Source organism: Demequina mangrovi (assembly GCF_000759715.1).
Lineage (GTDB): Bacteria > Actinomycetota > Actinomycetes > Actinomycetales > Demequinaceae > Demequina > Demequina mangrovi.
Map to the genome: position 1 here is coordinate 101,730 of NZ_BBLU01000006.1, position 25,365 is coordinate 127,094.

General features: G+C 72.1%; 27 protein-coding genes. 20 read left to right on the forward strand and 7 right to left on the reverse strand.

The genetic code is table 11. The annotated features are described in order from the left end of the window. Positions 1-31 precede the first annotated feature (31 nt). From dnaE to TR42_RS07150, 3 genes are all read left to right on the forward strand, one after another. Entirely contained in the window at positions 32-3,574 is a 3,543-nt protein-coding gene (dnaE, locus tag TR42_RS07140; RefSeq protein WP_042214396.1) for a DNA polymerase III subunit alpha, read from the forward strand. A gap of 197 nt (positions 3,575-3,771) precedes the next feature. Then, positions 3,772-4,167 carry a DUF4260 family protein gene (locus TR42_RS07145; protein WP_042214398.1) on the forward strand — a complete coding sequence of 132 codons (396 nt, stop codon included), beginning with the start codon at positions 3,772-3,774 and terminating at the stop codon, positions 4,165-4,167. Next, positions 4,164-4,541 carry a VOC family protein gene (locus TR42_RS07150; RefSeq protein ID WP_042214400.1) on the forward strand — a complete coding sequence of 126 codons (378 nt, stop codon included), beginning with the start codon at positions 4,164-4,166 and terminating at the stop codon, positions 4,539-4,541. Before TR42_RS07145 ends, TR42_RS07150 begins: the two co-directional genes overlap by 4 nt. 23 nt (positions 4,542-4,564) lie before the next feature. Here TR42_RS07150 and TR42_RS07155 read toward each other — a convergent pair whose 3' ends face one another. Continuing rightward, the gene (locus TR42_RS07155; RefSeq protein WP_042214402.1) at positions 4,565-5,125 is read right to left on the reverse strand and encodes a hypothetical protein; all 561 of its coding nucleotides are present in this window, start codon (positions 5,123-5,125) and stop codon (positions 4,565-4,567) included. 119 nt (positions 5,126-5,244) lie between these two features. On the opposite strand from TR42_RS07155, the gene hisD reads away from it, so the two are divergent. Further along, a complete protein-coding gene (gene hisD, locus TR42_RS07160) occupies positions 5,245-6,549 on the forward strand; it encodes a histidinol dehydrogenase (RefSeq protein ID WP_042214404.1) in 1,305 nt (434 codons plus the stop codon). Positions 6,550-6,561: 12 nt separating this feature from the next. Here the strand turns inward: hisD and TR42_RS07165 are convergent, their stop codons facing one another. Beyond that, the gene (locus tag TR42_RS07165) at positions 6,562-8,790 is read right to left on the reverse strand and encodes a RecQ family ATP-dependent DNA helicase (protein ID WP_042214406.1); all 2,229 of its coding nucleotides are present in this window, start codon (positions 8,788-8,790) and stop codon (positions 6,562-6,564) included. 163 nt (positions 8,791-8,953) lie between these two features. On the opposite strand from TR42_RS07165, the gene TR42_RS07170 reads away from it, so the two are divergent. The 9 genes from TR42_RS07170 (at position 8,954) to TR42_RS07210 (ending at position 15,814) form a co-directional block, all read left to right on the forward strand. Then, positions 8,954-10,219, forward strand: a complete 1,266-nt coding sequence (locus tag TR42_RS07170) for an Nramp family divalent metal transporter (RefSeq protein ID WP_268871162.1) — start codon at positions 8,954-8,956, stop codon at positions 10,217-10,219. Positions 10,220-10,268: 49 nt separating this feature from the next. After that, positions 10,269-11,363, forward strand: a complete 1,095-nt coding sequence (locus TR42_RS07175; RefSeq protein ID WP_042214408.1) for a histidinol-phosphate transaminase — start codon at positions 10,269-10,271, stop codon at positions 11,361-11,363. Next, positions 11,360-11,959: an imidazoleglycerol-phosphate dehydratase HisB gene (gene hisB / locus TR42_RS07180; RefSeq protein WP_042214409.1), complete on the forward strand. Its 600-nt coding sequence runs from the start codon at positions 11,360-11,362 to the stop codon at positions 11,957-11,959. The genes TR42_RS07175 and hisB overlap by 4 nt, the downstream gene beginning before the upstream one ends. Further along, complete coding sequence (locus TR42_RS07185; protein WP_042214412.1) at positions 11,956-12,438, forward strand: hypothetical protein; 483 nt, start codon at positions 11,956-11,958, stop codon at positions 12,436-12,438. Before hisB ends, TR42_RS07185 begins: the two co-directional genes overlap by 4 nt. 30 nt (positions 12,439-12,468) lie before the next feature. Continuing rightward, the gene (hisH, locus tag TR42_RS07190; protein ID WP_042214414.1) at positions 12,469-13,125 is read left to right on the forward strand and encodes an imidazole glycerol phosphate synthase subunit HisH; all 657 of its coding nucleotides are present in this window, start codon (positions 12,469-12,471) and stop codon (positions 13,123-13,125) included. Between the two features lie 61 nt (positions 13,126-13,186). Beyond that, the gene (locus TR42_RS07195) at positions 13,187-13,594 is read left to right on the forward strand and encodes a hypothetical protein (protein WP_143058968.1); all 408 of its coding nucleotides are present in this window, start codon (positions 13,187-13,189) and stop codon (positions 13,592-13,594) included. A 74-nt stretch (positions 13,595-13,668) separates the two neighbouring features. Then, positions 13,669-14,406 (forward strand): bifunctional 1-(5-phosphoribosyl)-5-((5-phosphoribosylamino)methylideneamino)imidazole-4-carboxamide isomerase/phosphoribosylanthranilate isomerase PriA, encoded by a 738-nt coding sequence (gene priA / locus TR42_RS07200; protein ID WP_042214418.1) that lies wholly within the window; start codon positions 13,669-13,671, stop codon positions 14,404-14,406. A 67-nt stretch (positions 14,407-14,473) separates the two neighbouring features. Further along, a complete protein-coding gene (locus TR42_RS07205) occupies positions 14,474-15,058 on the forward strand; it encodes a hypothetical protein (protein WP_143058967.1) in 585 nt (194 codons plus the stop codon). A 30-nt stretch (positions 15,059-15,088) separates the two neighbouring features. Continuing rightward, complete coding sequence (locus tag TR42_RS07210; protein WP_042214422.1) at positions 15,089-15,814, forward strand: SseB family protein; 726 nt, start codon at positions 15,089-15,091, stop codon at positions 15,812-15,814. Positions 15,815-15,827: 13 nt separating this feature from the next. Here the strand turns inward: TR42_RS07210 and TR42_RS07215 are convergent, their stop codons facing one another. Genes TR42_RS07215 through TR42_RS07235 form a run of 5 tightly spaced genes read right to left on the reverse strand, consistent with a single transcriptional unit; the run spans position 15,828 to position 19,029 of the window. Next, the gene (locus tag TR42_RS07215) at positions 15,828-16,529 is read right to left on the reverse strand and encodes a S1 family peptidase (protein ID WP_042214423.1); all 702 of its coding nucleotides are present in this window, start codon (positions 16,527-16,529) and stop codon (positions 15,828-15,830) included. After that, positions 16,522-17,097, reverse strand: coding sequence for a hypothetical protein (locus tag TR42_RS07220; RefSeq protein ID WP_042214425.1), 576 nt, complete (start codon positions 17,095-17,097; stop codon positions 16,522-16,524). Before TR42_RS07220 ends, TR42_RS07215 begins: the two co-directional genes overlap by 8 nt. Next, on the reverse strand, positions 17,094-17,855 hold the full coding sequence (locus tag TR42_RS07225; RefSeq protein ID WP_042214427.1) for a S1 family peptidase: 762 nt from the start codon (positions 17,853-17,855) through the stop codon (positions 17,094-17,096). Before TR42_RS07225 ends, TR42_RS07220 begins: the two co-directional genes overlap by 4 nt. Beyond that, positions 17,852-18,655, reverse strand: a complete 804-nt coding sequence (locus TR42_RS07230) for a hypothetical protein (protein WP_143058966.1) — start codon at positions 18,653-18,655, stop codon at positions 17,852-17,854. The genes TR42_RS07225 and TR42_RS07230 overlap by 4 nt, the downstream gene beginning before the upstream one ends. Then, entirely contained in the window at positions 18,655-19,029 is a 375-nt protein-coding gene (locus TR42_RS07235) for a DUF1844 domain-containing protein (RefSeq protein ID WP_042214431.1), read from the reverse strand. The genes TR42_RS07230 and TR42_RS07235 overlap by 1 nt, the downstream gene beginning before the upstream one ends. Before the next feature lie 78 nt (positions 19,030-19,107). On the opposite strand from TR42_RS07235, the gene infC reads away from it, so the two are divergent. The 7 genes from infC (at position 19,108) to TR42_RS15405 (ending at position 25,317) form a co-directional block, all read left to right on the forward strand. Next, on the forward strand, positions 19,108-19,896 hold the full coding sequence (gene infC / locus TR42_RS07240) for a translation initiation factor IF-3 (RefSeq protein ID WP_236623387.1): 789 nt from the start codon (positions 19,108-19,110) through the stop codon (positions 19,894-19,896). Between the two features lie 94 nt (positions 19,897-19,990). Further along, complete coding sequence (gene rpmI, locus TR42_RS07245) at positions 19,991-20,185, forward strand: 50S ribosomal protein L35 (RefSeq protein ID WP_042214433.1); 195 nt, start codon at positions 19,991-19,993, stop codon at positions 20,183-20,185. Between the two features lie 30 nt (positions 20,186-20,215). Then, positions 20,216-20,596, forward strand: coding sequence for a 50S ribosomal protein L20 (rplT, locus tag TR42_RS07250; protein WP_042214435.1), 381 nt, complete (start codon positions 20,216-20,218; stop codon positions 20,594-20,596). A 13-nt stretch (positions 20,597-20,609) separates the two neighbouring features. Further along, the gene (locus tag TR42_RS07255; protein ID WP_042214437.1) at positions 20,610-21,461 is read left to right on the forward strand and encodes a TrmH family RNA methyltransferase; all 852 of its coding nucleotides are present in this window, start codon (positions 20,610-20,612) and stop codon (positions 21,459-21,461) included. Between the two features lie 116 nt (positions 21,462-21,577). Then, positions 21,578-23,329 carry a sensor domain-containing diguanylate cyclase gene (locus TR42_RS14240; protein ID WP_052405761.1) on the forward strand — a complete coding sequence of 584 codons (1,752 nt, stop codon included), beginning with the start codon at positions 21,578-21,580 and terminating at the stop codon, positions 23,327-23,329. Between the two features lie 9 nt (positions 23,330-23,338). After that, positions 23,339-23,791, forward strand: coding sequence for a hypothetical protein (locus TR42_RS07265; RefSeq protein WP_042214438.1), 453 nt, complete (start codon positions 23,339-23,341; stop codon positions 23,789-23,791). A 32-nt stretch (positions 23,792-23,823) separates the two neighbouring features. Beyond that, on the forward strand, positions 23,824-25,317 hold the full coding sequence (locus TR42_RS15405; RefSeq protein ID WP_052405762.1) for a GGDEF domain-containing protein: 1,494 nt from the start codon (positions 23,824-23,826) through the stop codon (positions 25,315-25,317). Positions 25,318-25,365: the final 48 nt, after the last annotated feature.

Sequence of the window (25,365 nt, forward strand, 5' to 3'; positions counted from 1 at the left end):
GGTGTCGGTCGCCGCGCCTAGAATCATCGCCATGCCGGGTAAGGATTTCGTTCATCTCCACGTCCACACCGAGTACTCGATGCTGGACGGCGCGGCGAAGATCGGCGACCTCTTCAGCGAGGCCGAGCGCCTCGGTCAGCGGGCCATCGCCACCACGGACCACGGCTACCTCTTCGGCGCCTACGAGTTCTGGAACAAGGCGCAGGCCACCGGCGTCAAGCCGATCATCGGCCTCGAGGCGTACCTCACGCCCGGCACCGCGCGCGGCGACCGCACGCGCGTGCGCTGGGGCGACCGCGGCCAGGAGTCGGACGACGTCAGCTCGGGCGGCGCGTACACGCACGCGACCATGTGGGCGCGCGACACCGCAGGCATGCACAACCTCTTCCGCCTCGCGTCGTACGCGTCGCTCGAGGGGCACTTCTACAAGGCGCGCATGGACCGCGACCTGCTGCAGCGCTTCTCCAAGGGCATCATCGCGACCACGGGCTGCCCGTCGGGCGAGGTGCAGACGCGCCTGCGCCTGGGCCAGTACGACGAGGCGCTCAAGGCGGCCGCGGAGTTCCAGGACATCTTCGGCAAGGACTCGTACTACGTCGAGCTCATGGACCACGGGCTCGACATCGAGAAGCGGGTCTTCGAGGATCTGCTGCGCATCTCCAAGGCGATCGGCGCCCCGCTCGTCGCCACCAACGACCTCCACTACACCAAGAAGGAGGACTCGACGGCGCACGAGGCGCTCCTGTGCGTGCAGTCGGGTTCGACGCTGAACGAGCCGACCTACGACCAGGGCGGCAAGCGCTTCGCGTTCTCGGGCGACGGCTACTACGTCAAGTCCACCGAGGAGATGTGGGACATCTGGGGCGACTACCCCGAGGCGCTCCACAACACCGTCGCGATCGCCGAGCAGTGCGAGGTCTCGTTCGACACCAAGGCCGACTACATGCCGGTCTTCGACTGCCCGCCGGGCGAGGACGAGCACTCGTGGTTCGTCAAGGAGGTCCAGAAGGGCCTGCACGAGCGCTTCGGCCCCGAGATCCCCGCGCACGTCCAGGAGCGCGCGAACTTCGAGATCGAGGTCATCGCGGGCAAGGGCTACCCGGGCTACTTCCTCGTGGTCGCCGACTTCATCCAGTGGTCCAAGGACAACGGCATCCGCGTGGGTCCGGGCCGAGGCTCGGGTGCGGGCTCGATGGCCGCGTACGCGATGAAGATCACCGACATCGACCCGATCGTCCACCAGCTCTACTTCGAGCGCTTCCTCAACCCGGAGCGCGAGTCCAAGCCCGACTTCGACATCGACTTCGACGAGCGCAGGCGCGGCGAGGTCATCCAGTACGTCACGGAGAAGTACGGCCAGGAGCGCGTCTCCATGATCGTCACGTACGGCACCATCAAGGCCAAGCAGGCGCTCAAGGACTCGACGCGCGTGCTCGGCAAGCCGTTCTCGCTGGGCGAGCAGCTCACCAAGGCCTACCCCGAGGCGATCATGGGCAAGGACATGCCGCTCAGCGGCGTGACCGATGCCGAGCACCCCCGCCACTACGAGGGCGAGGACTTCCGCGCGCTGCTCGCGCAGGACCCCGACGCGAGCCAGGTCTTCGAGCTCGCGCAGGGCCTCGAGGGCCTGAAGCGCCAGTGGGGCGTCCACGCGGCCGGCGTCATCATGTCCTCGGACCCGCTGATCGACATCATCCCGATCATGCGGCGCGAGCAGGACGGCGCGGTCATCACGCAGTTCGACTACCCGACGTGCGAGACGCTCGGCCTGGTCAAGATGGACTTCCTGGGCCTGCGCAACCTCACCATTCTCGACGACGCGCTCGAGAACATCGTCGACAACGGCAAGGAGCCGCTGGTCCTCGAGGACCTCGAGCTCGCCGACGACGGCACGTTCGACCTGCTCGCGCGCGGCGACACGCTCGGCGTGTTCCAGCTCGACGGCAACGCGATGCGCCAGCTGCTGCGCCAGATGAAGCCCGACAGCTTCGAGGACATCTCCGCGGTGCTCGCGCTCTACCGCCCCGGCCCGATGGGCATGAACTCCCACACCAACTACGCGGAGCGCAAGAACGGCCGCCAGGAGATCGTGCCCATCCACCCCGAGCTCGACGAGCCGCTCAAGGAGGTGCTGGGCATCACCTACGGCCTCATCGTCTACCAGGAGCAGGTCCAGCGCATCGCGCAGATCGTCGCCGGGTACACGCTGGGCGCGGCGGATCTGCTCCGCCGAGCGATGGGTAAGAAGAAGAAGGAGATCCTCGACAAGGAGTTCGAGCCCTTCAAGAACGGCGCGCTCGAGCGCGGCTTCTCGATCGAGGCGATCAACGCGCTCTGGGAGACGATGCTCCCGTTCGCCGACTACGCGTTCAACAAGGCGCACACCGCGGCCTACGGCGTGCTCTCGTTCTGGACCGCGTACCTCAAGGCGCACTACCCGACCGAGTTCATGGCGGCGCTGCTCACCTCGGTGGGCACCGACAAGGACAAGTCCGCGCTGTACCTCGCCGAGTGCCGCCGCATGGGCATCACGGTGCTGCCGCCGGACGTCAACGAGTCCAAGGGCACGTTCGCGGCCGTCGGCGGCGACGTCCGCTTCGGTCTCACCGCGGTCCGCAACGTCGGCGCCAACGTGGTGGCGGAGATCGTCAAGGCGCGCCAGGAGAAGGGCGCGTACACCTCGTTCGCGGACTTCCTCGACAAGGTGCCGGCGTCGGTGTGCAACAAGCGCACCATCGACTCCCTGATCAAGTCCGGCGCCTTCGACTCGATGGGCTACTCCCGTCGCTCGCTCAACGCGGTGCACGAGCAGGCCATCGACTCCGTCGTGGGCGTGAAGCGCCAGGAGGCGACCGGCCAGTTCGACCTCTTCGCCGACGTCGAGGACCTGGGCGGGGGAGTGACCGTCGAGGTGCCCACGCTCGACGAGTGGGACAAGAAGACCAAGCTCAACCTCGAGCGCGACATGCTCGGCCTGTACGTCTCCGACCACCCGCTGTCGGGGCTGGATCACGTCATCCGCTCCGAGGCCTCGCACCAGATCCTCAACGCGACGCCGACCAACGGCGTCCAGGAGGGCGCGCAGATCACGCTCGCGGGCCTGGTGACGCGCGTCGACCGCCGCATCGCGAAGTCGGGCAACCCCTACGCGATCGTCACGCTCGAGGACATGACGGGCGAGACCGAGGTCTCGTTCTTCGCCAAGACCTACGAGACCTTCGCGCGCGACCTCGCGGACGATGCGGTGCTCGCCATCAAGGTGCGCTGCCGCGAGCGCGGCGACGGCGGTCTCCAGTTCTCCGCGGTCGACGTGAAGATCCCGAACCTCAACGTGCAGGACACGTCGCCGGTCGCGATCACCGTGCCCGCGACCCGCGTGACGCCGCCGCTCGTCGAGCAGGTCAAGGGCATCCTCCGCTCGCACCCCGGTGCGATCGAGGTGCGCATGGTGCTCACCAGCCCCGACAAGTCGCTCACGATGCGCCTGGGCGACGAGTTCCGCGTCGCGCGGTCCTCGGCGCTGTACGGCGATCTCAAGGCGGCGCTCGGCCCCAACTGCCTCCAGGGGGCGTAGGCCCGCGCCCGCCCGGCGCCGCCCGGCTCGCCCGGTCTCGCTGCCCCGTCACCTCCCACTTCACCCGGCCGTCTCCCTTCCGACCCCCGAATGGGGCGCTCAGCGTCGGTTCCAGGAGCTCGGTGCCTCCCATGGGGCATCGGTGGTCGCTCGCGCGGGGGTAGGCAAGCCGCGTGCGTGCATGCGACGGTGGAGGCATGACACCGGTCACCTGGCAGCGCGCCGAGTCGGTCGCGCTCGCGGCCGCGTTCGCGCTGGCCGGACCGGTCGCGTTCGGCTACGCGTGGTGGTGGCCGCTCGTGCTGTTCCTCGCGTTCGATCTCAGCGCGCTCGGCTACGTCGGCGGCACGCGCGCGGGCGCGACGCTCTACAACGCGGGTCACAACTACATCGGCCCCGTGCTCGCGGCCGGCGCCTTCGCGCTGACCTCGGCCGATGCGCTGATGATCCTCGCGCTCGCGTGGGGGTTCCACGTCGCCGTCGACCGGGGGCTCGGCTACGGGCTCAAACTGCCGGACGACTTCCAGCACACGCACCTCGGGTGGATCGGCAGGGCGCGCACGCCGGCCGGGGAGCACGCGGAGGGCGCGTGACCGGGCACGCGATCGTCGCCTTCGTGCCCGCCCGCGATCCGGACCGGGCGCTGGCGTTCTACACGGGCGTCCTCGGGCTGCGGTTCGTGCGCGACGACGGCTTCGCGCTCGTGTGCGAGTCCGGCGGGACGATGGTGCGCATCGTCACCCCTGCCGACTTCGTGCCGCAGCCCTTCACGCTGCTGGGATGGGAGGTCGCCGACCTCGACGCCGAGATCGCCCGCCTCATCGCGGCGGGAGTGACCTTCGAGGACTTCGGGCTGACCGAGGACGGCATCGCGTGGACAGCACCCAACGGCGATCGTGTCGCCTGGTTCCGCGACACCGAAGGCAACCTGGTCTCGTTGTCGGCGCACGCCGAGCCTCTCGGCTGAGAACGGCCGCTGCGTATGTGGTTTCAGGCGCCGGTGTCGCCGCCGCCCGGCTCGGCCAGGTGTGCGGCGTAGAGCCTCCCGAGAGCGCGTCGCCGCCACCGGATCGCAGGGACGAAGGCCGCCAGGCCGATCGCCGGATAGAACACCGCGGAGAAGATCGCGAACCCGATGTCCTGCGGGCCGCCGTCCGGCGGGGCGAAGCCGAAGAACAGGAGCATGACCCCGAGAGCGATGAGCGCCACGCCGTAGCCGATGCCGAGGCACGACAGCGAACGCTTCCACCACGGGATCTCGCGCAGCAGCTCGCGCCGCAGGGGACTCTTCCGGTCGAGACGCGCCTCGGTCTCGAGGCCCTCCCGATCGGTCTCCATGCGAGCGAGCTCCGCCGCGATGTGCCGATCGATCGGCCCGGCGTCCAGCCCCTGGTCCGCGAGCGCGGCGCGCACCGCGACCAGCCGCTCGAGGCGGTGAAGCGTGCGGAGCGAGAACTCTCCGGACCAGGCACGCGCCAGGAGCGCGATGATCGGGGCGCTGACCGCGGCGATCGCGGTCACCACCAGCTGCCAGATGCTGAAGGTGTCCACCGCTCCTCACCGTACGTCACGGCGCTGTACGTCGTGCTGCGCTGGGGTGGTGGGCCGGATCAGCGCCGGCCCGTCGCCGACGCGGCATCGTCGCGACCACCCCGCACTAGAGTGAGGACGTGCTTTCCAGGATCGATCTTCGCGACCAGGACCTCAGCGCGCGCGAGCTGCTCGACGTGGTGCCCCGCGCCGACGTCAACGTGGGCGACGCGCTCGAGGTCGTCGAGCCCATCATCGAGGACGTGCGCGTCCGCGGCGCCGAGGCGCTGCGCGAGCTCGGCGAGCGCTTCGACCGGGTGGTGCCGGAGCATCTGCGCGTCCCGGAGGAGGCCCTCACCGAGGCGCTCGCGACGCTCGACCCGGCGGTGCGCGACGGTCTCGAGGAGGCCATCGACCGCGTGGGCCGCTTCCACCGCGCCACGGTCCCGCCGCCCGTCGACGTCGAGCTCGCTCCGGGCGCCGTCGTGTCGCAGCGCTGGGTTCCCGTCGGCAGGGTCGGGCTCTACGTGCCCGGCGGTCTCGCGGTCTACCCGAGCTCGGTGGTGATGAACGTGGTGACCGCGCAGGCGGCCGGCGTGCCGTCGATCGCGGTGACGAGCCCGCCTCAGCGCGAGTTCGGCGGTCTGCCGCACCCGACCATCCTCGCGGCGTGCGCGCTGCTCGGGGTCACCGAGGTCTACGCCGTCGGAGGCGCGCAGGCGATCGCGATGCTCGCGCACGGCGTCGAGGACCTGTGCGATCCCGTCGACGTCATCACCGGCCCGGGCAACGTCTACGTCGCGGCCGCGAAGCGGGCCGTCAACGGGCTCGTGGGCATCGACTCCGAGGCGGGTCCCACCGAGATCGCGGTGATCGCTGACAGCACCGCGACCCCGCGGTGGGTCGCGGCGGACCTGCTCAGCCAGGCGGAGCACGACCCGATGGCGGGCTCCGTGCTCATCACCGACTCGCCCGAGCTCGCCGAGGCCGTCGAGCGCGAGCTGGGCGACCTGGCCGATGCGACCAAGCACCTCGCGCGCACCAAGGAGGCCCTCACCGGTCGTCAGAGCGCGGTGATCCTCACCTCGGGCATCGACCAGTCGATCGCGGTCGCCGATGCGTACGGCGCCGAGCACCTCGAGATCCACACCGCCGCGCCGCGCGCGGTCGCGGCGCGCATCCGCAACGCCGGTGCGATCTTCGTCGGCGAGCACTCGCCGGTGCCGCTCGGCGACTACCTCGCGGGCTCCAACCACGTGCTGCCGACGGGCGGCACGGCGCGCTTCGCCTCGGGCCTCGGGGTGACGGCCTTCCTCAAGGCGGTGTCCTTCATCGACTACAGCGCCGAGGCGCTGGCGCAGGTCGGGGAGAAGGTCGTCGCGCTCGCGGAGGCCGAGGACCTGCCGGCGCACGGCGAGGCGATCAAGGCGCGCCTCACCGACTGACGGGCCCCGGCGTCAGCGCACGCCGAGGACGAAGGGATGGACGGCCTCCGCGCCGGCCCGCCGCAGCAACCGCGACGCGACGGTGAGGGTCCAGCCCGAGTCGGTCGAGTCGTCCACGAGCAGCACGCGGCGCCGCTCGAGCGCCTCGGCGCCGCTGTCGAGCGCGAGGCGCTTCACCACGCCGCCGAGGCGGATCGCGGAGTTCACGTCGTGGCGGTCGGGTGCCTCGCGCTCTGCCACCGGTCCGATCGCGCCGAGCAGCGGGACGCCCAGCCAACGCGCGAGCCCGCCCGCGAGATGCTCGACCAGTACCGGCCGCGTGCTGGAGCGCACCACCACGACGCCGTCGAGCATCGTGCGCCGCTCCTCGGGCTCTGAGGCGTCGGTCCAGATCTCGTCCCAGTCCTGCAGCACGCGGACCGCCGCGGTGCGCAGCGGGACGGGCGTCTCGCCGTCCAGCGGCCGGCCCTCGCCGTCGCGGGCCTCGAGCAGCTCGCGCAGCGGCACCGACCAGCCGAGGCCGTCGAGCCTCGCGACCGCGCGCCCCGCGGCGGCCTGCTCGGCCGGAGCGATGCGTCCACGCAGGTCCAGCCCGAGCGCCGACAGGCCCGTGGGCCATTGGCGTCGCGCGACGATCTCGACACCCACGCGATCGAGACCTGACTGCGCGGACGCGACGGCCTCGGCGGTGGGCGCCGCCGGCAGCGTCACGCCGCCGCACGCGTCGCAGCGTCCGCACTGCCAGCCGTCCTCGAGCTCCGGATCGTCGAGCACCCGCCGGAGGAAGGCCATGCGGCACGCGTCGGCATCCTCGGGCGAGAGGCGCTGGTACGCGAGCATCGTCGCCTCCTCGGAGCGGCGCGCGGCCGCGACGCGTGCGTAGCGCTCGGCGTCGTAGCTCCAGGCCTCGCCGGTCGCGATCCAGCCGCCCTGGACGCGGCGCACGGCGCCGTCGACGTCGAGCACCTTGAGCATCGCCTCGAGCCGCGAGCGCCGCAGGTCCACGCGCGTCTCGAGCGCCGGCACGGACGTCGGCGCGTCGGGGGAGAGCGCGGCCAGCGTCGCGCGCACGGTCTCCTCGGGCGGGAAGGCCTGCGAGCCGAACCACTCCCAGATCGCGCGGTCCTCCTTGCCGGGGAGCAGCGCGACGACGGCCCGCTCGACCCCGCGGCCTGCGCGACCGACCTGCTGGTAGTACGCGATCGGGGACGAGGGCGCGCCGAGGTGCACCACGAAGGCGAGGTCGGGCTTGTCGAAGCCCATCCCGAGCGCCGAGGTCGCGACGAGCGCCTTGACGCGGTTGTCCTTGAGGTCCTGCTCGAGGCGCTCGCGCTCGGCAGGATCGGTCTGTCCCGTGTAGGACGCCACCTCGAGCCCGGCGGTGCGCAGCTGGGAGGCGACCTCCTCCGCCGCGGACACCGTGAGGCAGTAGACGATGCCCGAGCCGTCGAGCGCGCCCAGCGACGACGCGAGCCACGCGACCCGCGCGGCGGGGTCCGGGAGGTCGAGCACGGCGAGATGCAGCGACTCGCGATCGAGGGGCCCGCGCAGGACCAGGACCTCCGCCGCCGCATCGTCCCCGGCCGCGCTCAGCCGCCCGGTCACGCTCAGCTGCTCCGCCACGTCGGCGGTCACGCGCGCGTTGGCCGTCGCGGTGGTCGCCAGCACCGGGATGCCGCCGGGAAGGTCGGCGAGGAGCGTGCGGATGCGGCGGTAGTCCGGCCGGAAGTCGTGCCCCCAGTCGGAGATGCAGTGCGCCTCGTCGATCACCACGAGGCCGGCGTCCGCGGCCAGCCGGGGCAGCACCTCGTCACGGAAGGCCGGGTTGTTGAGGCGCTCCGGCGAGCACAGCAGCACGTCGATCTCGCCGCGGGCGATCGCGGCGTGGATCTCGTCCCACTCGGTGACGTTCGCCGAGTTCACCGTCGCCGCGCGGATGCCCGCGCGGGCGGCGGCCGCGATCTGGTCGCGCATGAGCGCGAGCAGGGGAGAGACGATGACGGTCGGCCCGGAGCCGCGCTCGCGCAGCAGCCGGGTCGCGACGAAGTAGACCGCGGACTTGCCCCACCCGGTGCGCTGCACCACGAGGGCCCGCTGACGGCGCGAGACGAGCGCGTCGATCGCGGTCCACTGGTCCTCGCGCAGGGCGACGTCCTCGCGTCCCACCAGGGCGCGGAGCGCGGCCTCGGCGCTGTCGCGGAGGGACGATGCGGGGACGGCGGGCGCGGGGGACGGGACCATCCCCCGATGGTAGGGCGGGGGACCGACACGCTCGACAAGGCGCCGGACCTCCGAGCGGGACCGACGGCACGCCGCGCTCGCGGCGTGCGCGTCAAGAAAGTTCGGTTAACCTAACTTCCTGACGTCGCGCCGCGAGGGAGCGGCGAGGAGAGGAGCGTGCCGGGTGTCGCACACGTTGGTCGAGCGCAACCGCGAGGAGGCCGAGCGCTCGCGCGGCCCGGTGCGCCGCATCGTCACCCTGCTCGGTCCCGCGTTCGTCGCCGCCGTGGCCTACGTCGACCCCGGAAACGTCGCCGCCAACCTCACCGCGGGCGCGGAGTACGGGTACCTGCTCGTGTGGGTGCTCGTCATGTCGAACCTCATGGCCGTGCTCATCCAGTACACCTCGGCGAAGCTGGGCCTGGTGACGGGGCACTCGATGCCCGAGCTCCTGCGCCGCCGGCTGGGGCGACGCGGTCGCCTCGCGTACTGGGGCCAGGCCGAGATCGTCGCCGCGATGACGGACCTCGCCGAGGTGATCGGCGGAGCCCTCGCGCTGTACCTGCTCTTCGACGTCCCGCTGGTGCTGGGAGGCCTCATCGTAGGGCTCGTGTCCCTCGGGCTGCTCGCGGTGCAGTCGCGACGCGGGCAGCGTCACTTCGAGTTCGTGATCATGGGCCTGCTCGCGATCATCGCGGTCGGCTTCATGGCGGGGCTGCTCGTCTCCGACACGCAGTGGGGCGAGGCGGCCGGCGGCCTGGTGCCGCGCTTCGACGGCGCGCCGACGGTGCTGCTCGCGGCGTCGATGCTCGGCGCGACGGTGATGCCCCATGTGATCTACCTCCACAGCTCGCTCTCGCGCGACCGCCACGGCGTCGGTCACGACAAGCCGCGGCTCGCGCGGCTCCTCCACGCCACCAAGTGGGACGTGGCGATCTCGCTCGTCATCGCAGGCTCGGTCAACATCGGCATGCTGCTGCTCGCCGCCGGAAGCCTCCGCGGGGTCGCCGGGACCGACTCGATCGAGGGCGCCCACGCCGCGATCGGGGCCGCGCTGGGGCCCGTCGTCGCGGCCGTGTTCGCGGTCGGCCTGCTGGCCTCGGGCCTCGCGTCGACGTCGGTCGGCTGCTACGCGGGCGCCGCGATCATGGGCGGGCTGCTGCACCGCCGCATCCCGGTGTGGGTGCGCCGCTCGATCACGCTGATCCCGGCGCTGGTGCTCCTGGGCGTCGGCGCGAACCCGACGTGGGCGCTCGTGATCTCGCAGGTGGTGCTGAGCCTCGGCATCCCGTTCGCGGTGATCCCGCTGGTGCGGCTGACCTCCGATCGCACGCTCATGGGGGAGCACGTCAACTCGCGTGCCACCCAGGTGGCGGCGTGGACCGTCGTGGCGCTCATCGTCGCCCTCAACGCCGCGCTGCTGATCCTCACGTTCGCCGGTCAGATCTAGGGGCGATGCCCGTCGCGGGTCGAGCCGGGCGGCTCACTAGACTGCCCTCATGACCTTGCCGATCCGCCCCGACCTGGCCGGGCTCGAGCCGTACGGCGCGCCCCAGCTCGAGGTCGCCGCGCGCCTCAACGTCAACGAGAACCCGTACGCGCCTCCCAACTCCGTGGTGGACGCGATCGCGTCCGCGGTGCGCAAGGCCGCCGAGGGTCTCAACCGCTACCCGGATCGCGACTTCCTGGGCCTGCGCCAGGACCTCGCGACGTACCTCGCGGCGGAGAGCCACGTCGACTTCCTCGAGCCGCGGAACATCTGGGCCGCGAACGGCTCCAACGAGGTGATGCTGCACCTGCACCAGGCCTTCGGCGGACCGGGCCGCAAGGTGCTGAGCTTCGCGCCGACGTACTCGATGTACCCCGAGTACGCGCGCGACACCCTCACCGACTTCGTCACGCTGCCCCGGCGCGAGGACTTCTCGATCGACATCGAGGCGGCTGCGGCCGCGATCGAGGAGACGCAGCCGGTCATGGTGATCGTCGCGAGCCCCAACAACCCCACCGGCACCGCGCTGCCTCCCGAGCACGTGAGCGCGCTCGTCGAGGCGGCGGACCGGGTCCCCGGCGGCTGCCTCGTGGTGATCGACGAGGCCTACGCCGAGTTCCGCCGACGCGGAGTGCCGAGCGCGGCCACGCTCATCCCCGAGCACCCGAACCTGGCCGTGAGCCGGACGATGTCGAAGGCCTTCGCGCTCGCGGGCGGACGCCTCGGCTACCTCGTCGCGCACGAGCCCGTCATCGACGCGCTCCGCGTGGTGCGGCTGCCGTACCACCTCAGCGCCGTGACGCAGGCGACGGCCCGCGCGGCCCTCGCGCACCACCGCGAGCTCCAGGCTCAGGTCGACGAGATCCGGGCCGAGCGCGACGACACCGTCGCGTGGCTGCGCGAGCAGGGCTACACGGTCGCCGACTCGGACGCGAACTTCGCGCTGTTCGGTCCCTTCGAGGATCGTGAGAAGGTTTTCCAGGGGATGCTCGCGCGCGGGGTGCTGATCCGCGTCACGGGTCCCGAGGGTTGGCTGCGCGTGTCGATCGGCACGCCGCAGGAGATGGCGCTCTTCCGCAGCGCCCTGTTGGAGGTCACCGCATGAGCCGTACCGGTCGCGTCGAGCGCACCACGAGCGAGTCGAGCGTTCTGGTCGAGCTGGATCTCGACGGCGCGGGCCGCACCGAGATCAGCACCGGGGTCCCGTTCTACGACCACATGCTGACCGCGCTCGGCAAGCACTCGCTCATGGACCTGCGCGTCCAGGCGACGGGCGACGTCCACATCGACTCGCACCACACCGTCGAGGACGTCGCGATCTGCATCGGCGAGGCGCTCAAGCAGGCGCTCGGCGACAAGGCGGGCATCTCGCGCTTCGGCGACGCCCTCGTGCCGCTCGACGAGTCGCTCGCGCAGTGCGTGGTCGACGTGTCCGGCCGCCCCTACTTCGTGCACACCGGCGAGCCCGTGGGTCAGGCCACGCACCTCATCGGCGGCAACTTCGCGGGCTCGCTCACCGGGCACGCGCTCGAGTCGATCGCGCACCACGCGGGCATCTGCGTGCACATGCGCGTGCTTGCGGGCCGCGACCCCCACCACATCGTGGAGGCGCAGTTCAAGGCGCTCGCCCGCGCGCTCCGCTTCGCGGTCGCCAAGGACGAGCGCGTCCAGGGCATCCCCTCGACCAAGGGCGCCCTGTGACGGCTGGCCAGGACCAGCCGGGGGCCGGGGCCGCGGTCGCCATCGTCCTCACCCCGATCCCGCGGGCCAGGTTCGTCGCGGCGCTGTGCGGCCTCCACAAGGTCGCCGGCACGGTGCTCGAGACCAGCGGCGGGCCCATCGTGGTGCTGGACGATGCGGCGGTCGAGGCCGCCGAGCAGGCGGCCCGGACGCTGTCGGGCTTCCTCAAGGGGGCGCCGTTCCTCCTCGCGCTCGCGCGCGACGGCGAGGTGCAGGTCCAGGAGTGGAGGGCCGGCACCATCGCGAGCCGTCCCGCGCCCGGCCTCGCGCTCGCGGAGTCGCCCGGCGTGGTGACCACGCTGCTCACCGGCGCGCAGACCATCGACCAGGTGGCCGAGACCCACGAGGACAAGGTCCACGACACCCGCATGAACCGCTTCTCCGCGTACCGCGAGCTGCTCAAGGAGACCAAGGCGCTGCGCCGCGAGCAGAAGGGCTGAGCCGCCCCTGCGGCTCACTAGACTGACCAGGTGACCTCACCTCTCGTCTGCGTCTTCGACTACGGCTTCGGCAACGTCCGCTCCGCGACCCGCGCGCTCGAGCACGTGGGCGCCCGCGTGGTCCTCACGAGCGACCGCACCGTCGCCGAGAACGCCGAGGGCCTCGTAGTGCCCGGCGTGGGCGCGTTCGAGGCGGTCATGACGGGCCTCAAGGAGGCGCGCGGCGATCAGATCGTCGGGCGGCGCCTGTCCGGGGGCCGTCCCGTCCTGGGCATCTGCGTCGGCATGCAGGTGATGTTCGAGCGGGGCGTCGAGCACGGCGTCGAGTCCGAGGGGCTCGACCAGTGGCCCGGGACCGTCGAGCGCCTTCAGACGTCCGTGGTGCCCAACATGGGCTGGGCGACGGTCGAGACGCCCGAGCACACCGCGCTGTTCCGCGGGATCGAGGACGAGCGCTTCTACTTCGTGCACTCGTACGGCGCGCGCACCTTCCCGCTCGGCACCACGGAGGACACCGGGCGTTTCGCCGCGCCGCTGGTGACGTGGTCGACCGCTGGCGGCGATGCCGATGCCGACCGCTTCGTGGCAGCGGTCGAGAACGGCCCGCTCACCGCGACGCAGTTCCACCCCGAGAAGTCCGGCGAGGCGGGGCTCCAGCTCCTGCGCAACTGGGTCGCGACGCTCTAGCCTCCCTGTGCCCCCAGAAGAGGGGATCGCGCGGCGCGGCCCGCGGTGCGAGGATCACGCCATGAGACCCCTGGTAGCCGCGATGACCGCGGCGGCGCTCGGCGCGATTCCCCTCACCGGCTGCGGGCTCGAGGTCACCATCTGCCACGACCTCGAGGTGACGCTCGCGCCCGCCGAGGTGGTGGCAGGTGAGAGTGTCGAGGTCACCGTGGAGACGGTGCGAGCCAACTGCGCCGACCGCGCGGTCGAGCCCTCCTATGAGGAGGATGAGCCCGTGGTGCTCACGCTGTTCGAGCGCGGCTCCGACCTCATCTCCTCCGATGTCGGGGTGCTGCTCGACGAGGACGGGCACGGCACCGCGACCCTCGAGACCTGGACCGACATGGCGCCGGGCGAGTACGTGCTCTACGAGGGCGGGTTCTTCGAGCCCGTGACGGAGCGCGCCGCTCTCACCGTCACCGCGCCCTGACGGGCGCATCGCCGGGTAGCCTGGACCCCGCCGCATCGGCGTCCATCACAAGGTTGTCCCACGAAAGCGAGACCATGACCGCGACCCCCCGCCTCGAGCTCCTGCCCGCCGTCGACGTCGCGGACGGCCAGGCCGTCCGCCTCACGCAGGGCGAGGCCGGCTCGGAGACCAGCTACGGCGACCCGCTCTCCGCGGCGCAGGACTGGGTCGCCGGCGGCGCCGAGTGGATCCATCTGGTCGACCTCGACGCGGCCTTCGGGCGCGGCTCGAACGCCGAGCTCCTCGCGAGCGTGGTCAAGGCGGTCGACGTCAAGGTCGAGATGAGCGGCGGCATCCGCGACGACGAGTCGCTCGAGCGCGCGCTCGCGACCGGCTGCGCGCGCGTCAACCTCGGCACCGCCGCGCTCGAGGACCCCGAGTGGACCGCCCGCGCGATCGACCGCCACGGCGACCGGATCGCGGTCGGGCTCGACGTGCGCGGCACCACGCTCGCCGGCCGCGGCTGGACCCGCGAGGGCGGCGACCTGTGGGAGGTGCTCGCGCGCCTCGACGCGGCCGGCTGCGCCCGCTACGTGGTCACCGACGTGAAGAAGGACGGCATGCTGTCCGGCCCCAACCTCGAGCTGCTCCAGCAGGTGTGCAAGGCCACGGATGCGCCGGTGGTCGCGAGCGGCGGCATCAGCTCGCTCGAGGACATCGCCGCGCTGCGCACGCTCACGGGCGTGGGGATCGAGGGCGCGATCGTGGGCAAGGCGCTGTACAACGGCAACTTCACGCTGCCCCAGGCGCTCGACGTCGCGGGCCGTCCCTGACGGCCGCGCATCGTCCCCCAACCTTTCGGGCCGCCCGGGCGTCTCAGTGCTGAGGGAAGGGGTGACGATGCGGTACCTGGCGACGGCGGTCCTCGCGGCGGCGGTGCTCGCCGGCTGCTCGACGGCGGCTCCCGAGCCGAGCGCGTCGCCGTCCGCGATCGCCGCGACGTGCCCCGAGACGCTCGTCGAGCCCGACCCCGTCGAGCACGGTCTCGGGCCCTTCGAGGAGGCGACCGGCACCCCGTCGCTCCCGGAGCCCGAGGCCGCGTGGTGGTGCACCTACTCGGCGCTCGACACCGCGACGCCCGATCCGGACGGCGGTGTCGCCTACGGGTGGCGGCTGCAGGGAGAGCCCGCGACCATCGCGGCCGACGACCTCGCCGCGGTGAGCGACCTGCTCGACGGCCTCGAGATCCCCGACCCGATGCGCGCCTGCACCGCGGACCTGGGCCCGCGCCACCTGCTGGTGCTCGCGTCGGGAAGCGCGCGCATCGGCGTCGCGATCGACGCGTTCGGCTGCCACGACGTGCGCCTCACCGACGACCCCTGGAGCGTCGCGCCAGGGGAGACCACGGACCCCGACCTCGTCACCGGGGTGCTGAGCCCGCCCGACGGGATGCTGGCGGCCCTGAACGGCCTCGTCGCTCCCTGAGGCGTAGGCGGGTGGCCCTAGGCTGGACCCATGACCGACGACGAGCCCCGCAAGGAGATCCCCGAGTCGATCTTCTCCGATGACGACGGCAGCGCCGACGCCCAGCTCGCGCAGGCGCTCATCCGCTACTCGCACGGCAAGGCTCCGCTCTCGGACGTGGTCGACGCGCTCGCGTACGCGCGGGTGCTCATCCCCGTGGTGGCGTCGGGGGAGAAGCGCGTCATCGGCAAGCACGGGCTCGAGCAGGACGAGGTCGCGTCGACCGGGGTCGTCGCCGTGGAGATGCCGGACGGGCGCAGCGCGCTGCCGGTGTTCACCGACGTCGACGCGGTGAAGGCGTGGAACGACCGCGCGCGGCCCATCCCCGCCGAGGGGCCCCGCGCGGCGCTCGCGGCGGTGGCCGAGGGCTGGAGCGCGCTCGTGCTCAACGCCGGCATGGAGACCGTGCTGATCCCGCGGCCCGCGGTGTGGGCGCTGGGTCAGGGCGAGCCGTGGCGGCCGGCCGTGGTCGAGGGGGCGATCGTGCCGGACGTCCGCGAGGCGATCGTCGAGGCGGTCGAGCTGGACTCCTCGCTCAGATCCGTCGACGCCGTGCCGGGACGCGGCGCCGAGGTCGCGGTGGTGCTGCGCCTGGTCGAGGGGCTCACCCGCCCCGAGGTGGACCAGGTGGTCGAGCGGGTCCAGGCCCAGCTCGCGCGCTCGAGCGTGGTCGCGCAGCGGATCGACAGCCTCGAGCTGCGGCTCTCGACCGCCTGAGCCGACAGACCGCTCAGCAGCTCGCGTCGACGGGGATCCGCGACTCCTCGTCCGTGAGGAAGGCCTGCAGCCGCGGGAGGCTCACCGCGCCCGCGAACTCCTCGAGGTCCGAGGAGAAGAGCACGCCCACCACGTCGCCGTCGGCATCGGTCACCGGCGAACCCGAGTTGCCCTCCTGCGCGAGGAGCCGCACGAAGTAGATCGGGGCGCCGTCGGGGTCGAGCGCGTTCTCGCGGCTCTCGACGAAGGGCCCGCTGACGGACTCGAGCGGCCCGCCGAGCGCGAAGCCCGTCGCCGTGAGCTCGTCGCCGGGAGCGGGCTCCTCGTCCGCGACGGTGCCGTGCTCGGGGAAGGAGCCCTCGATGGTGATGAGCGCGAGGTCGTCGTCCTCCGCGTACTCGGCGGCCGCACCGGTGTAGCCGTTGCCCTGGTAGTCGGTGAGCTCGATGACGGTCGCATCCGCGACCACGTGCCTGTTGGTGACGGCGTGCGTCTCGTCGAGCATCCAGGCCGAGCCGTTGCGGTACGCGTCGCACGTGCGCGCCCAGACGCGCAGCGCGATGCGCTCGGCGTGCGTGAAGCCGTCGCCGGCGTCCGTCGCGGCGGTGGCCTCGACCGGCGCCGGCGTCGCGAAGGGCGGCGGGCTCAGCGTCGCGCAGCCGGCGAGCAGCGCCGCGCACGCGACGAGCGCCGTCCCGACCCGGGCGTCAGCCATGCGCGGACTGGAACGCCGCGTACGCGTCCGCGACCTCGTCGCAGTAGTCGCGGATCGAGCGCTCGGAGGCCTCGACGCTCGACGCGACGTAGCGCTCGGCGTTCCTCAGCACGTCGAAGTGGTCGGCCTGCGCGTCGATGCAGCGCTCGAAGGCCTCGATGATGTCCTCGAGCTCCTCGACGCCCTCGACCCCCTTCGCGCCCTGGTTGACGGCCGCGGAGTACTCGCTCTTGAGCGTCGCGAGCTGCTGCTCGACGGTCTCGAGCTCGGCGAGCCGCATGTTCTGCGCGGAGACCTCGTCCGTGAGGTCCTCGACCGCGGCGCGGAGGTCCGCGTTCTGGCCCTCCCACGAGTCGCGCGCGAGCGCGAGCATCACCAGCGGCACCGCGAGCCCGACCACGGCGAGCAGGGACAGCGCGAAGGCGACGGGGAGCGCGCGGCGACGCGGGCGAGGGGACGATGCGGCGGGCGCCACGGCGTCGACGGCGTCGGACGCGGCGGTCTCCACCGCATCGTCCGGAGCGGACGGGACCGCCGCGGGCCCGTCGACGTGCGCATCCTCGGTCACGGAAGCCCCTGATACTGCGACGAGGTGGTGCAGCTGGACTCGGGGACGAAGAGCGACTCCTCGCTCAGCAGCGTGTTGAGCGTCGAGACGGGGACGATGAAGCTCTGGTTCGAGTAGTTCTTCGCGTAGATGACGCCGACCACGCGGCCGTCCTCATCGAGCACCGGCGATCCGGACGACCCCTGCTCGACGCTCGCGCTCGTGGCGAGGACGGTGCCGACCGCGCCGCCCAGCGGATCGGTGGTGGGGCCGAGCACCACGCCGGCGGTGGAGGTGAGGCGGCCCCCGTTGGGGTAGCCGACCACCGTGATGACGTCGCCCTCGACCGGGTCCTCCTGGGCGCGGAACGCGTACGCCGAGCCGAGGGACTCCTCGGTGGTGATGATCGCGATGTCGGCGACCGTGGTGGTGGACGCCGCGGTCGCGGCGATCGAGCGCCCGTCGTACGTGGTGATGGTGATGCGCTTGGCGTCGGCCACCACGTGCCGGTTGGTGACGAGCGTGTGCGAGTCGAGCGCGAAACCCGTCCCCGTCGCGATGAAGCCGCAGCCGACGTTGCGTACGCGCACGGTCATCCGCTGCGCCGCGGAGAACCCGTCGGGGGAGAGCGCGCCGGTGCCGTCGCCGGGCGAGACGGTGGGCTCGGGCACGAAGTCCGTCGGCAGGGCCGCGGGCTTCGCCGGCAGCGTGACGCAGGCGCTGAGCAGGAGCGCGACGGACGAGGCGAGCGCAGCGCTCGTGAGGGCGCGACGCCTCATGGGGCCACCGACTGCTGGAACGCGACGTTGGAGTCGGCAGCCGCGTCGCACAGGGCCTCGACGCTGGTCGCGAAGCTCTCGAGCTCGTCGGGGTCGTAGTCGTCGGGGGTGCGGAGGTACTCCTCGAGCTGCTCGTGCCCCTCGATGCAGCGGCTGAGCGAGCCCGCGACGGAGGTCGCGTCCGTGATGACGTTCTCGAGCGCCGCGATCTCCTCCTGGGCGAAGGCCGCATCGTCGCCCCACTGCGCGTTCTCCGACTGCAGGCGCAGGACGGTGTCCTTGGACGCCGAGAGCTGCTGCTCGACCAGGTCGAGCTGCTCCTCGGTCTCGGTGAGGGACTCGCGCGCCGCGGCGACCTGCGCACCCAGCGCGTAGGCCTGGTCGGTGATCTCTGCGACCTGCGCCTCCCAGGCCTCGGTCACGCGCCACAGGTAGGCGCTCAGGGTGATCGCGGCGAGGAGGGTGACGGACATCAGCGCGACCGCGACGATGAGGCCGACGGGACGGGAACGATGCACGACGATCCGGGGCTCGGCGGCGCGCGCGGCCTCGACGTCGGGCTCCGCCTCCGGCTCGATGAGGGGGTCCGCCGCATCGTCCTCGCCGTAGCGGTGCGCGGCGTCGATCACCTGCGCCTCGCCGACCACCGGGATCTCGTCGGTGTCGACGCGGTCGTGCGCGGCGGGCTCGGTGACCGGGGGGAAGGGGGAGCAGTGGGTCGCGACGGTGTCCGAGGCGCGCGCGGGCACGTCCGTGCCCCGTGCGTCGGCCTCCTGCCGGCTGTGCTCCCCAAGTGTCACTACGTGACCGCCCCCGTGTACTTCTCGCCGGGCCCGTCGCCGGGCCGGTCCGGGACGACCGAGGCCTCCCGGAATGCCAACTGTACGCTGCGCAGACCGTCCCTCAGCGCACGCGCGTGCTGGTCGCCGAGGTCGGGCGCGGCCGCCGTGACCAGTCCGGCGAGCGCGGTGATGATGGTCCGCGCCTCGTCGAGGTCCTGGTGCTCCTCGCCCTCCTCCGCGAGCCCGCATCGCAGCGCCGCTGCGCTGAGAAGATGAACGCTCACCGTCGTGATAAGTTCCACGGCGCTCACGTCGGCGAGATCGCGCGCGGCACCCTCCGCCGAGGCGCCTGCCGACGCACCGGGACCTGCTTCCTGGTCTTTCTGGCTCATGGTTGCTATTCTTGTCCATCGACCGGTTGCGGCAGACGCTGCAACACGCAAGTGGAGTCCACCTCCCACCCACGGACCATGAGGACCTGGGTCTCGGTTCCGGCGGTAGGCGCGATGCGTCAGCCGTCCGGCGCTGCGGTGGCCTCTGCTCGCATTCGGGCAGGGGCCTTTTCTCGTTTCCGAGGGGGATCCCGACCGGAGGTCCGTAGACGAAAGCAACGAGAAGGAGCCGCTATCAACGAGCCGCGCATCAACGAGCGCATCCGTGTCCCCGAGGTCCGCCTGGTCGGTCCGAAGGGCGAGCAGGTCGGCATCGTCCGCATCGAGGATGCCCTCCGTCTGGCGCAGGACGCCGAGCTCGACCTGGTCGAGGTGGCGCCCAACTCGCGTCCTCCCGTCGTCAAGCTCATGGACTACGGCAAGTTCAAGTACGAGGCTGCGGTCAAGGCGCGTGAGGCCCGGCGCAACCAGGCCAACACCGAGATCAAGGAGATGCGGTTCCGTCTCAAGATCGACGGTCACGACTACGAGACCAAGAAGGGCCACGTCATCCGCTTCCTCAAGGGCGGCGACAAGGTCAAGGTCACCATCATGTTCCGCGGTCGCGAGCAGTCGCGTCCGGAGATGGGCCGCCGTCTGCTGATGAAGCTGGCGGAGGAGCTGCAGGAGTACGGCGTCGTGGAGAACGCGCCGAGCCACGAGGGGCGCAACATGTCGCTCGTCCTGGGTCCGCTGAAGAAGAAGGCGGAGGCCAAGGAGGAGCAGCGCAAGGTGCGCGAGGAGCGCAAGGCCGCCGAGGCGGCTGCGCGCGAGGAGCGCAAGGCACCCAGGGCCGCGGACGCGGTCGAGGAGCCGGCCTCCGAGTAGACGTCGCGAGACGCATACAGTCTTCGGGCGCTCGACGCCCGTGAAACGTGCTGGGTTCCACCGGGCCCAGCCAGACCTAGAAGGAGAGGCAGCAATGCCCAAGAACAAGACCCACTCGGGTGCCAAGAAGCGTTTCAAGCTCACCGGCACCGGCAAGGTGAAGCACGCTCACGCGATGAACGTGCACAAGTTCGAGGAGAAGCACTCGTCGCGTAAGCGCCGTGTGGCCGGCGATGCGATCCTGTCGGACGCCGACTCGAAGAAGATCAAGAAGCTGCTGGGCAAGTAAGCCCGTACTGAAAGCCCAAGGAGACTAGATATGGCACGCGTCAAGCGGGCGGTCAACGCCCAGAAGAAGCGCCGGTCCACCCTCGAGCGCGCTGCGGGTTACCGCGGCCAGCGTTCGCGCCTGTACCGCAAGGCGAAGGAGCAGGTCACCCACTCCCTCGTCTACTCGTACGGCGACCGTCGCAAGCGCAAGGGCGACTTCCGCAAGCTCTGGATCCAGCGCATCAACGCTGCGTCCCGCGCGAACGGCATGACCTACAACCGCTTCATCCAGGGCCTCAAGGCCGCTGGCATCGAGGTGGACCGCCGCATGCTCGCCGAGCTCGCGGTGAACGACGAGGCCGCGTTCGCGACCCTCGTCGAGACGGCGAAGAAGGCCCTTCCGGCCGACGTCAACGCGCCCGCCGCGTAAGGACGCCGTCTTCATGACAGAACGCCCCGCCGGGCCTGCTGACCTCTCCGTGACGCTCTCGAATGCGAGAGCGGAGCGGGTGAAGAGAGTCGCGGCCCTGGCGGGGCGTTCTGCGCGTTCCCGCGCGGGCGTCCTGCTCGTCGAGGGACCGCAGGGGGTGCGCGAGGCCGTGCGCTTCGCCGCCGAGCGCGTGCGGGACGTCTACCTCTCCGAGGACGCGCACGCACGCCACCCCGAGATCGCGGCCGAGGCGCTCGCCGCCGGTCTCTACGTTCACCTCGGCACCGCGCAGGTGCTCGACGCGATGAGCTCCGACGCGCAGGGCGTGGTCGCGGTGGTCGACTCCACCGGCACCTCGCTCGACGACGTGATGGCCGCCGCGCCGCGGCTGGTCGCCGTGCTGTCGAACGTGCGCGACCCCGGCAACGCCGGCACCGTGATCCGCGTCGCCGACGCCGCGGGCGCCGATGCGGTGATCCTCGCGGGCGAGTCGGTCGACCCGTCCAACCCCAAGGTCATCCGCTCGACCGCGGGCAGCCTCTTCCACCTTCCGATCGCCCGCGCGCCGCTCGCCGATGCGGTCGCGGCGCTGCGCGAGGCCGGGCTCACCGTCCTGGCGGCGGACGGCTCCGGCGAGGACCTGCTCGGCGACGCGTCGGCGGGTGCGGGCGCCGGAGGCGCCGAGTCGCTGGCCGGGCCCACCGCGTGGGTGTTCGGCAACGAGGCCTGGGGCCTGCGCGACGAGGAGCTCGCGCTCATGGACGCCGTGGTGCGCATCCCCATCCACGGCCACGCCGAGAGCCTCAACCTCGGCACCGCCGCCGCGGTCTGCCTCTACGCGTCCGCCACCGCTCAGCGCGGCTGAGCGCGCGCGTCCGCGGTGCGGGCCCGGCGCGGACCTGACGCTCGCGTGCGTGGGCTGTGACGAAGACCACGCGCGGAACAGGGGTCCGAGGGCGGCGTCCGACCGACAATGGAAGGATGCGGAACCTGCTGCCCCGGAGGAGTCGAGCGCGCCAGCGCGGGCTGCTCGCGGGCACCATCATCGTGGCCGTGGTGCTCGTCGCGCTGCTGGCGACCACGGTGCTCTCCGCGATGGTGGCGAAGCGGACCATCCAGGCCGCGGCCGAGGACTCGTACGCGTACGTCGGCGATCTCATGTCGGAGCGCGTCGCCTCGTTCGCCGGGGCGGCGTCCGACGTGGTGCTCGGCACCGGCGCGGAGATCGCGCGCCGCGACGGCGATCTCACCGGCGACGCGCTGCTGCGCGCGCTCACCGACCGGCTCGACCGCGAGCCGTCGGTCGGCACGGTGTTCGTGGCCGATGCCGGCGGCTTCCTCACGGCGGTCGCACGTACCGACGACGGCTACTCGAAGCTCGAGGTCACCCCGATCGCGGGCGGCGCGGAGGTGCTGCAGGTCGACTACGACTCCGATCTGGTCGAGACGGGCCGCGACCAGGCCGTGGGCACCTACGACCTCGAGTCGCGCCCGTGGTACGTCGTGGCGCTCGAGTCCGACGGCCTCGCGTGGTCGGAGCCGTACGTCTCCGCGCGCAACGGCGAGGTGGTCGTGTCGCCTGTGACGGCGGTGCGCGAGGACGGCGAGGTGATCGCCGTGGTGGGCGCCGACCTCGACGTCGAGCTGCTCGCGGACCTGCTCGAGGACATCCCGATCGGCGACGACGCCCGCGCCTTCATCCTCACCGGCGACGGACAGGTGGTCGCGGCGCCGGCGGGGGACCGGGACGAGTTCCGCCGCCTCGTCGAGTCCGAGTCCGGCATCCCCGAGGCCGGCGACCTGGGCCTGCCGACGCTCGGCCCCCAGCCGCCGGAGGGGTCGCGGCCGCCCACGGCGTCCGAGCCGCCTCCCGACGCGATCCGTTCCGAGGGCGACGTCGTCTCGCTCGAGCGTCAGATGGACGAGAGCACCGGCCTGGACTGGGTGCTCCACCTCGACGCGCAGGCTGACGACCTCATGCCGTCGGTGTCCACCATGAGCCGCGCGACCGTGATGGTGACCGCGATCTCCTTCCTGCTCGTGGTGATCGCAGGCATCGTCGCGCTGCGGCTGTGGCTGCCGATCCGCATGCTCCGTCAGCGCGCCGCCACCGATGCCCTCACCGGCCTCGCGAACCGCTACGAGTACCACCGGCGCGCCCGCGCGATCCTGCGGTCCGCGGAGCAGTCCGGTCAGAACGTGCTGGTGGTCGCGCTCGACCTCGACAACTTCAAGCCCGTCAACGACGAGTACGGCCACGATGCGGGCGACGTGATCCTCGCGGCCGTCGGCGACGCGCTGCTCGAGTCCGTGCGATCGCGCGACCTCGCGGCCCGCGTGGGCGGCGACGAGTTCGTGGTGGTGATGCGCCTGGGCGAGCGCGGCTCCCCGGTCGAGGTCGCGCGTCGCCTGCGCGACGACGTCGCCGAGGCGATCCTCGAGTCCTGCGGCGGCGCCGCCGGGGTGGGCGTGACGGCCGGCTTCTCCGCGACGTCGGAGCTGGGTTACGAGCTCAGGCACCTGCAGTCGGCCGCGGACGAGGCGCTGGTGACAGGCAAGCGCGCGCGCAAGGGACGCAGCTACGCGTACGGGCATCGCACCACCGTCCGGGAGGACGGGCAGGCCACGGCGCAGGCTGGTGCCCCTGCGGAGGAGGGCCCCGAGGCGGCCGACGACGCGGCGCCGCAGACGTCCGACGACGCACCGACGGCTGGTAGTCTCCCCGGGAACTGAGGAGGCTCGATGGACAACACCCGCCGGCTCGACATCCCCGGAGCACGAGGAAAGGTCGAGGTCGAGGGCGTCCTCGGGCTGCTCTACAAGGTGCGCATCGACGGCGACGTGGTGAAGCGCAAGCGCGGCGCGTGGGCCGTCCCCATGCGCGACCGGTCGACCGGCCGCCTCACCTCGAACGGGGTGCTCCCGGGCTTCCAGACGCTGCGCTTCAACGGCGAGCCGATCCTCAAGATGGGCGCGCACGTCGAGACGGCAGCCAAGATCGCGATGTTCGCGCCCGTGATCCTCATCCTCTTCGGCTTCATCGGCGCGATCGCCGCGGTGCTGATGTTCCTCACCAACGTGCTCGTGGTGAAGAACCCGCAGATGCCCGCCGGCATGCGCATCGGCCTCCCGGTGCTCAACGCCTTCGTCATGGCGCTGCTGCTCAACGCGCTCATCGGTCTGCCCTTCAGCTGATCCGCGCGCCGCACGTGTCCCGTCGCCTCGCTGTGCGCAGCCCCTCCGACCCGCTGCCGTGGGCGTTCGGCGTCGTCATCGCCGCGCTCGTCGTCATCGGGGCCACCACGCTTGTGGTGCGCGCGAGCGTGACCGAGGACTCCGCGCATGCCGCGATCGAGGGCACGACCTTGGTCGGCGATGCGACCGCGGTGCAGCTCGAGGCGGCGACCCGGCCCGCCGAGGCGACGGTGCGCGGCGTGGCGGGCGTGGTCGGGCTCGACCCGAGCGCCCTCGACGACCCGGCGCGCATGCTCGACGAGCTCGGCGGGCTCATGGACGGTCAGCCCAACATCGCCGCGATCTCCATCGTGGCGGAGGACGGGTCCGAGGTGGAGATGGACCGCCGCAAGCCGGGCTTCGTGTTCCGCACGGTCGCCGCGGACGGGACGGTCGAGGTGACCGTGCTCGACGAGACGCTCGAGCCGGTCGAGACGCGCGGGGACGCGCCTGCCCGGGCACGCCCGGAACGCGCCTGGCTCGATGAGGCGCGCTCGTCGACCGAGGTCGTATGGACCGGACCGGAGCACCTCTCCGCGGTGGGGCGCACCGTGGTCCACGCGTCGATGGCCGCGTGGGGGGCGAGCGGTGCGGGCGTCGCGGTGGTGTCCGTGCGCCTCGACGCCGAGGTCTTCTCCCGGCTGCTTAGCAGCTCCTCGGCGGTGTCCTACGGCGAGGCGTCGGTGGTGGGGGAGGACGGGACCGTGCTGGCCGGTGAGGCAGGGCTCGCGTTCCCGGACGATGCCGTGACCGAGCAGGCGTCGGAGGGCGTCGTCGCGGTGGGCGACGTGGTCACGTACCAGCGTCCGGTGAGCGGATCGCTGCCGTGGACGCTCACCGTCGTGGTCGACGGCGACGACGTGCTGCCCGCGATCGCCTCGCTCGACCGCACGATGCTGCTCTACTCGGTGGTCATCGTCGTGGTGACCCTGCTCATGAGCCTGCTGCTGTGGGCGCTGCGCCGGCCCGCCGGCGAGGTGTCCGCGCGCGCCCGGACCGACGCCCTCACGGGCCTGAGCAACCGCCACCACTTCGAGGTGCGCGGCAACGACGTGCTTCAGGCGGCGCTGCGCCGCGGCGCCGGCGTGGTGGTCGCGGTCTTCGACCTCGACAACTTCAAGTCGGTCAACGACGGTGCGGGGCACGAGCAGGGGGACGATGCGCTGCGCGCCGTCGCCGACGGTCTCGCCCGGGCGGCGGGTCCGCGTGACGTGGTCGGCCGGCTGGGCGGCGACGAGTTCGCGGCGGTGCTGTGGCTCGGCGCCGACGAGGACGCGGCGGACGCGGTCGAGCGGCTGCGCGCGAGCGCGCACCTCACGCTCGCGCGGGCGGTCGGCTCGCGCTTCGACGTGGGCGTGAGCGCCGGCTGGGTCGACACGTCGGCGGGGGAGTTCCGCCTGCCGACGCTCGTGCGTGCCGCGGACGATGCGCTCGTCGCGGGCAAGCGGGGCGAGAAGGGCCTGGCGTACGAGGGCATGCACATCTGACGTGCCCGCCGGTCCTGCCGGCGCCGCGCATCGTCCTGCTACGGTGGG

Excerpts from the sequence above, each read along its gene's own strand:
- priA (WP_042214418.1), top strand. The coding sequence starts at position 13,669 with ATGACCGCGACCCCCCGCCTCGAGCTCCTGCCCGCCGTCGACGTCGCG.
- TR42_RS07145 (WP_042214398.1), top strand. The coding sequence starts at position 3,772 with ATGACACCGGTCACCTGGCAGCGCGCCGAGTCGGTCGCGCTCGCGGCC.
- TR42_RS14240 (WP_052405761.1), top strand. The coding sequence starts at position 21,578 with ATGCGGAACCTGCTGCCCCGGAGGAGTCGAGCGCGCCAGCGCGGGCTG.
- hisB (WP_042214409.1), top strand. The coding sequence starts at position 11,360 with ATGAGCCGTACCGGTCGCGTCGAGCGCACCACGAGCGAGTCGAGCGTT.
- TR42_RS07255 (WP_042214437.1), top strand. The coding sequence starts at position 20,610 with ATGACAGAACGCCCCGCCGGGCCTGCTGACCTCTCCGTGACGCTCTCG.
- rplT (WP_042214435.1), top strand. The coding sequence starts at position 20,216 with ATGGCACGCGTCAAGCGGGCGGTCAACGCCCAGAAGAAGCGCCGGTCC.
- TR42_RS07195 (WP_143058968.1), top strand. The coding sequence starts at position 13,187 with ATGAGACCCCTGGTAGCCGCGATGACCGCGGCGGCGCTCGGCGCGATT.
- TR42_RS07205 (WP_143058967.1), top strand. The coding sequence starts at position 14,474 with ATGCGGTACCTGGCGACGGCGGTCCTCGCGGCGGCGGTGCTCGCCGGC.
- TR42_RS07175 (WP_042214408.1), top strand. The coding sequence starts at position 10,269 with ATGACCTTGCCGATCCGCCCCGACCTGGCCGGGCTCGAGCCGTACGGC.
- TR42_RS07165 (WP_042214406.1), bottom strand. The coding sequence starts at position 8,790 with ATGGTCCCGTCCCCCGCGCCCGCCGTCCCCGCATCGTCCCTCCGCGAC.
- TR42_RS07235 (WP_042214431.1), bottom strand. The coding sequence starts at position 19,029 with ATGAGCCAGAAAGACCAGGAAGCAGGTCCCGGTGCGTCGGCAGGCGCC.
- TR42_RS07215 (WP_042214423.1), bottom strand. The coding sequence starts at position 16,529 with ATGGCTGACGCCCGGGTCGGGACGGCGCTCGTCGCGTGCGCGGCGCTG.
- dnaE (WP_042214396.1), top strand. The coding sequence starts at position 32 with ATGCCGGGTAAGGATTTCGTTCATCTCCACGTCCACACCGAGTACTCG.
- infC (WP_236623387.1), top strand. The coding sequence starts at position 19,108 with ATGAGGACCTGGGTCTCGGTTCCGGCGGTAGGCGCGATGCGTCAGCCG.
- TR42_RS07265 (WP_042214438.1), top strand. The coding sequence starts at position 23,339 with ATGGACAACACCCGCCGGCTCGACATCCCCGGAGCACGAGGAAAGGTC.
- TR42_RS07210 (WP_042214422.1), top strand. The coding sequence starts at position 15,089 with ATGACCGACGACGAGCCCCGCAAGGAGATCCCCGAGTCGATCTTCTCC.
- TR42_RS07225 (WP_042214427.1), bottom strand. The coding sequence starts at position 17,855 with ATGAGGCGTCGCGCCCTCACGAGCGCTGCGCTCGCCTCGTCCGTCGCG.
- rpmI (WP_042214433.1), top strand. The coding sequence starts at position 19,991 with ATGCCCAAGAACAAGACCCACTCGGGTGCCAAGAAGCGTTTCAAGCTC.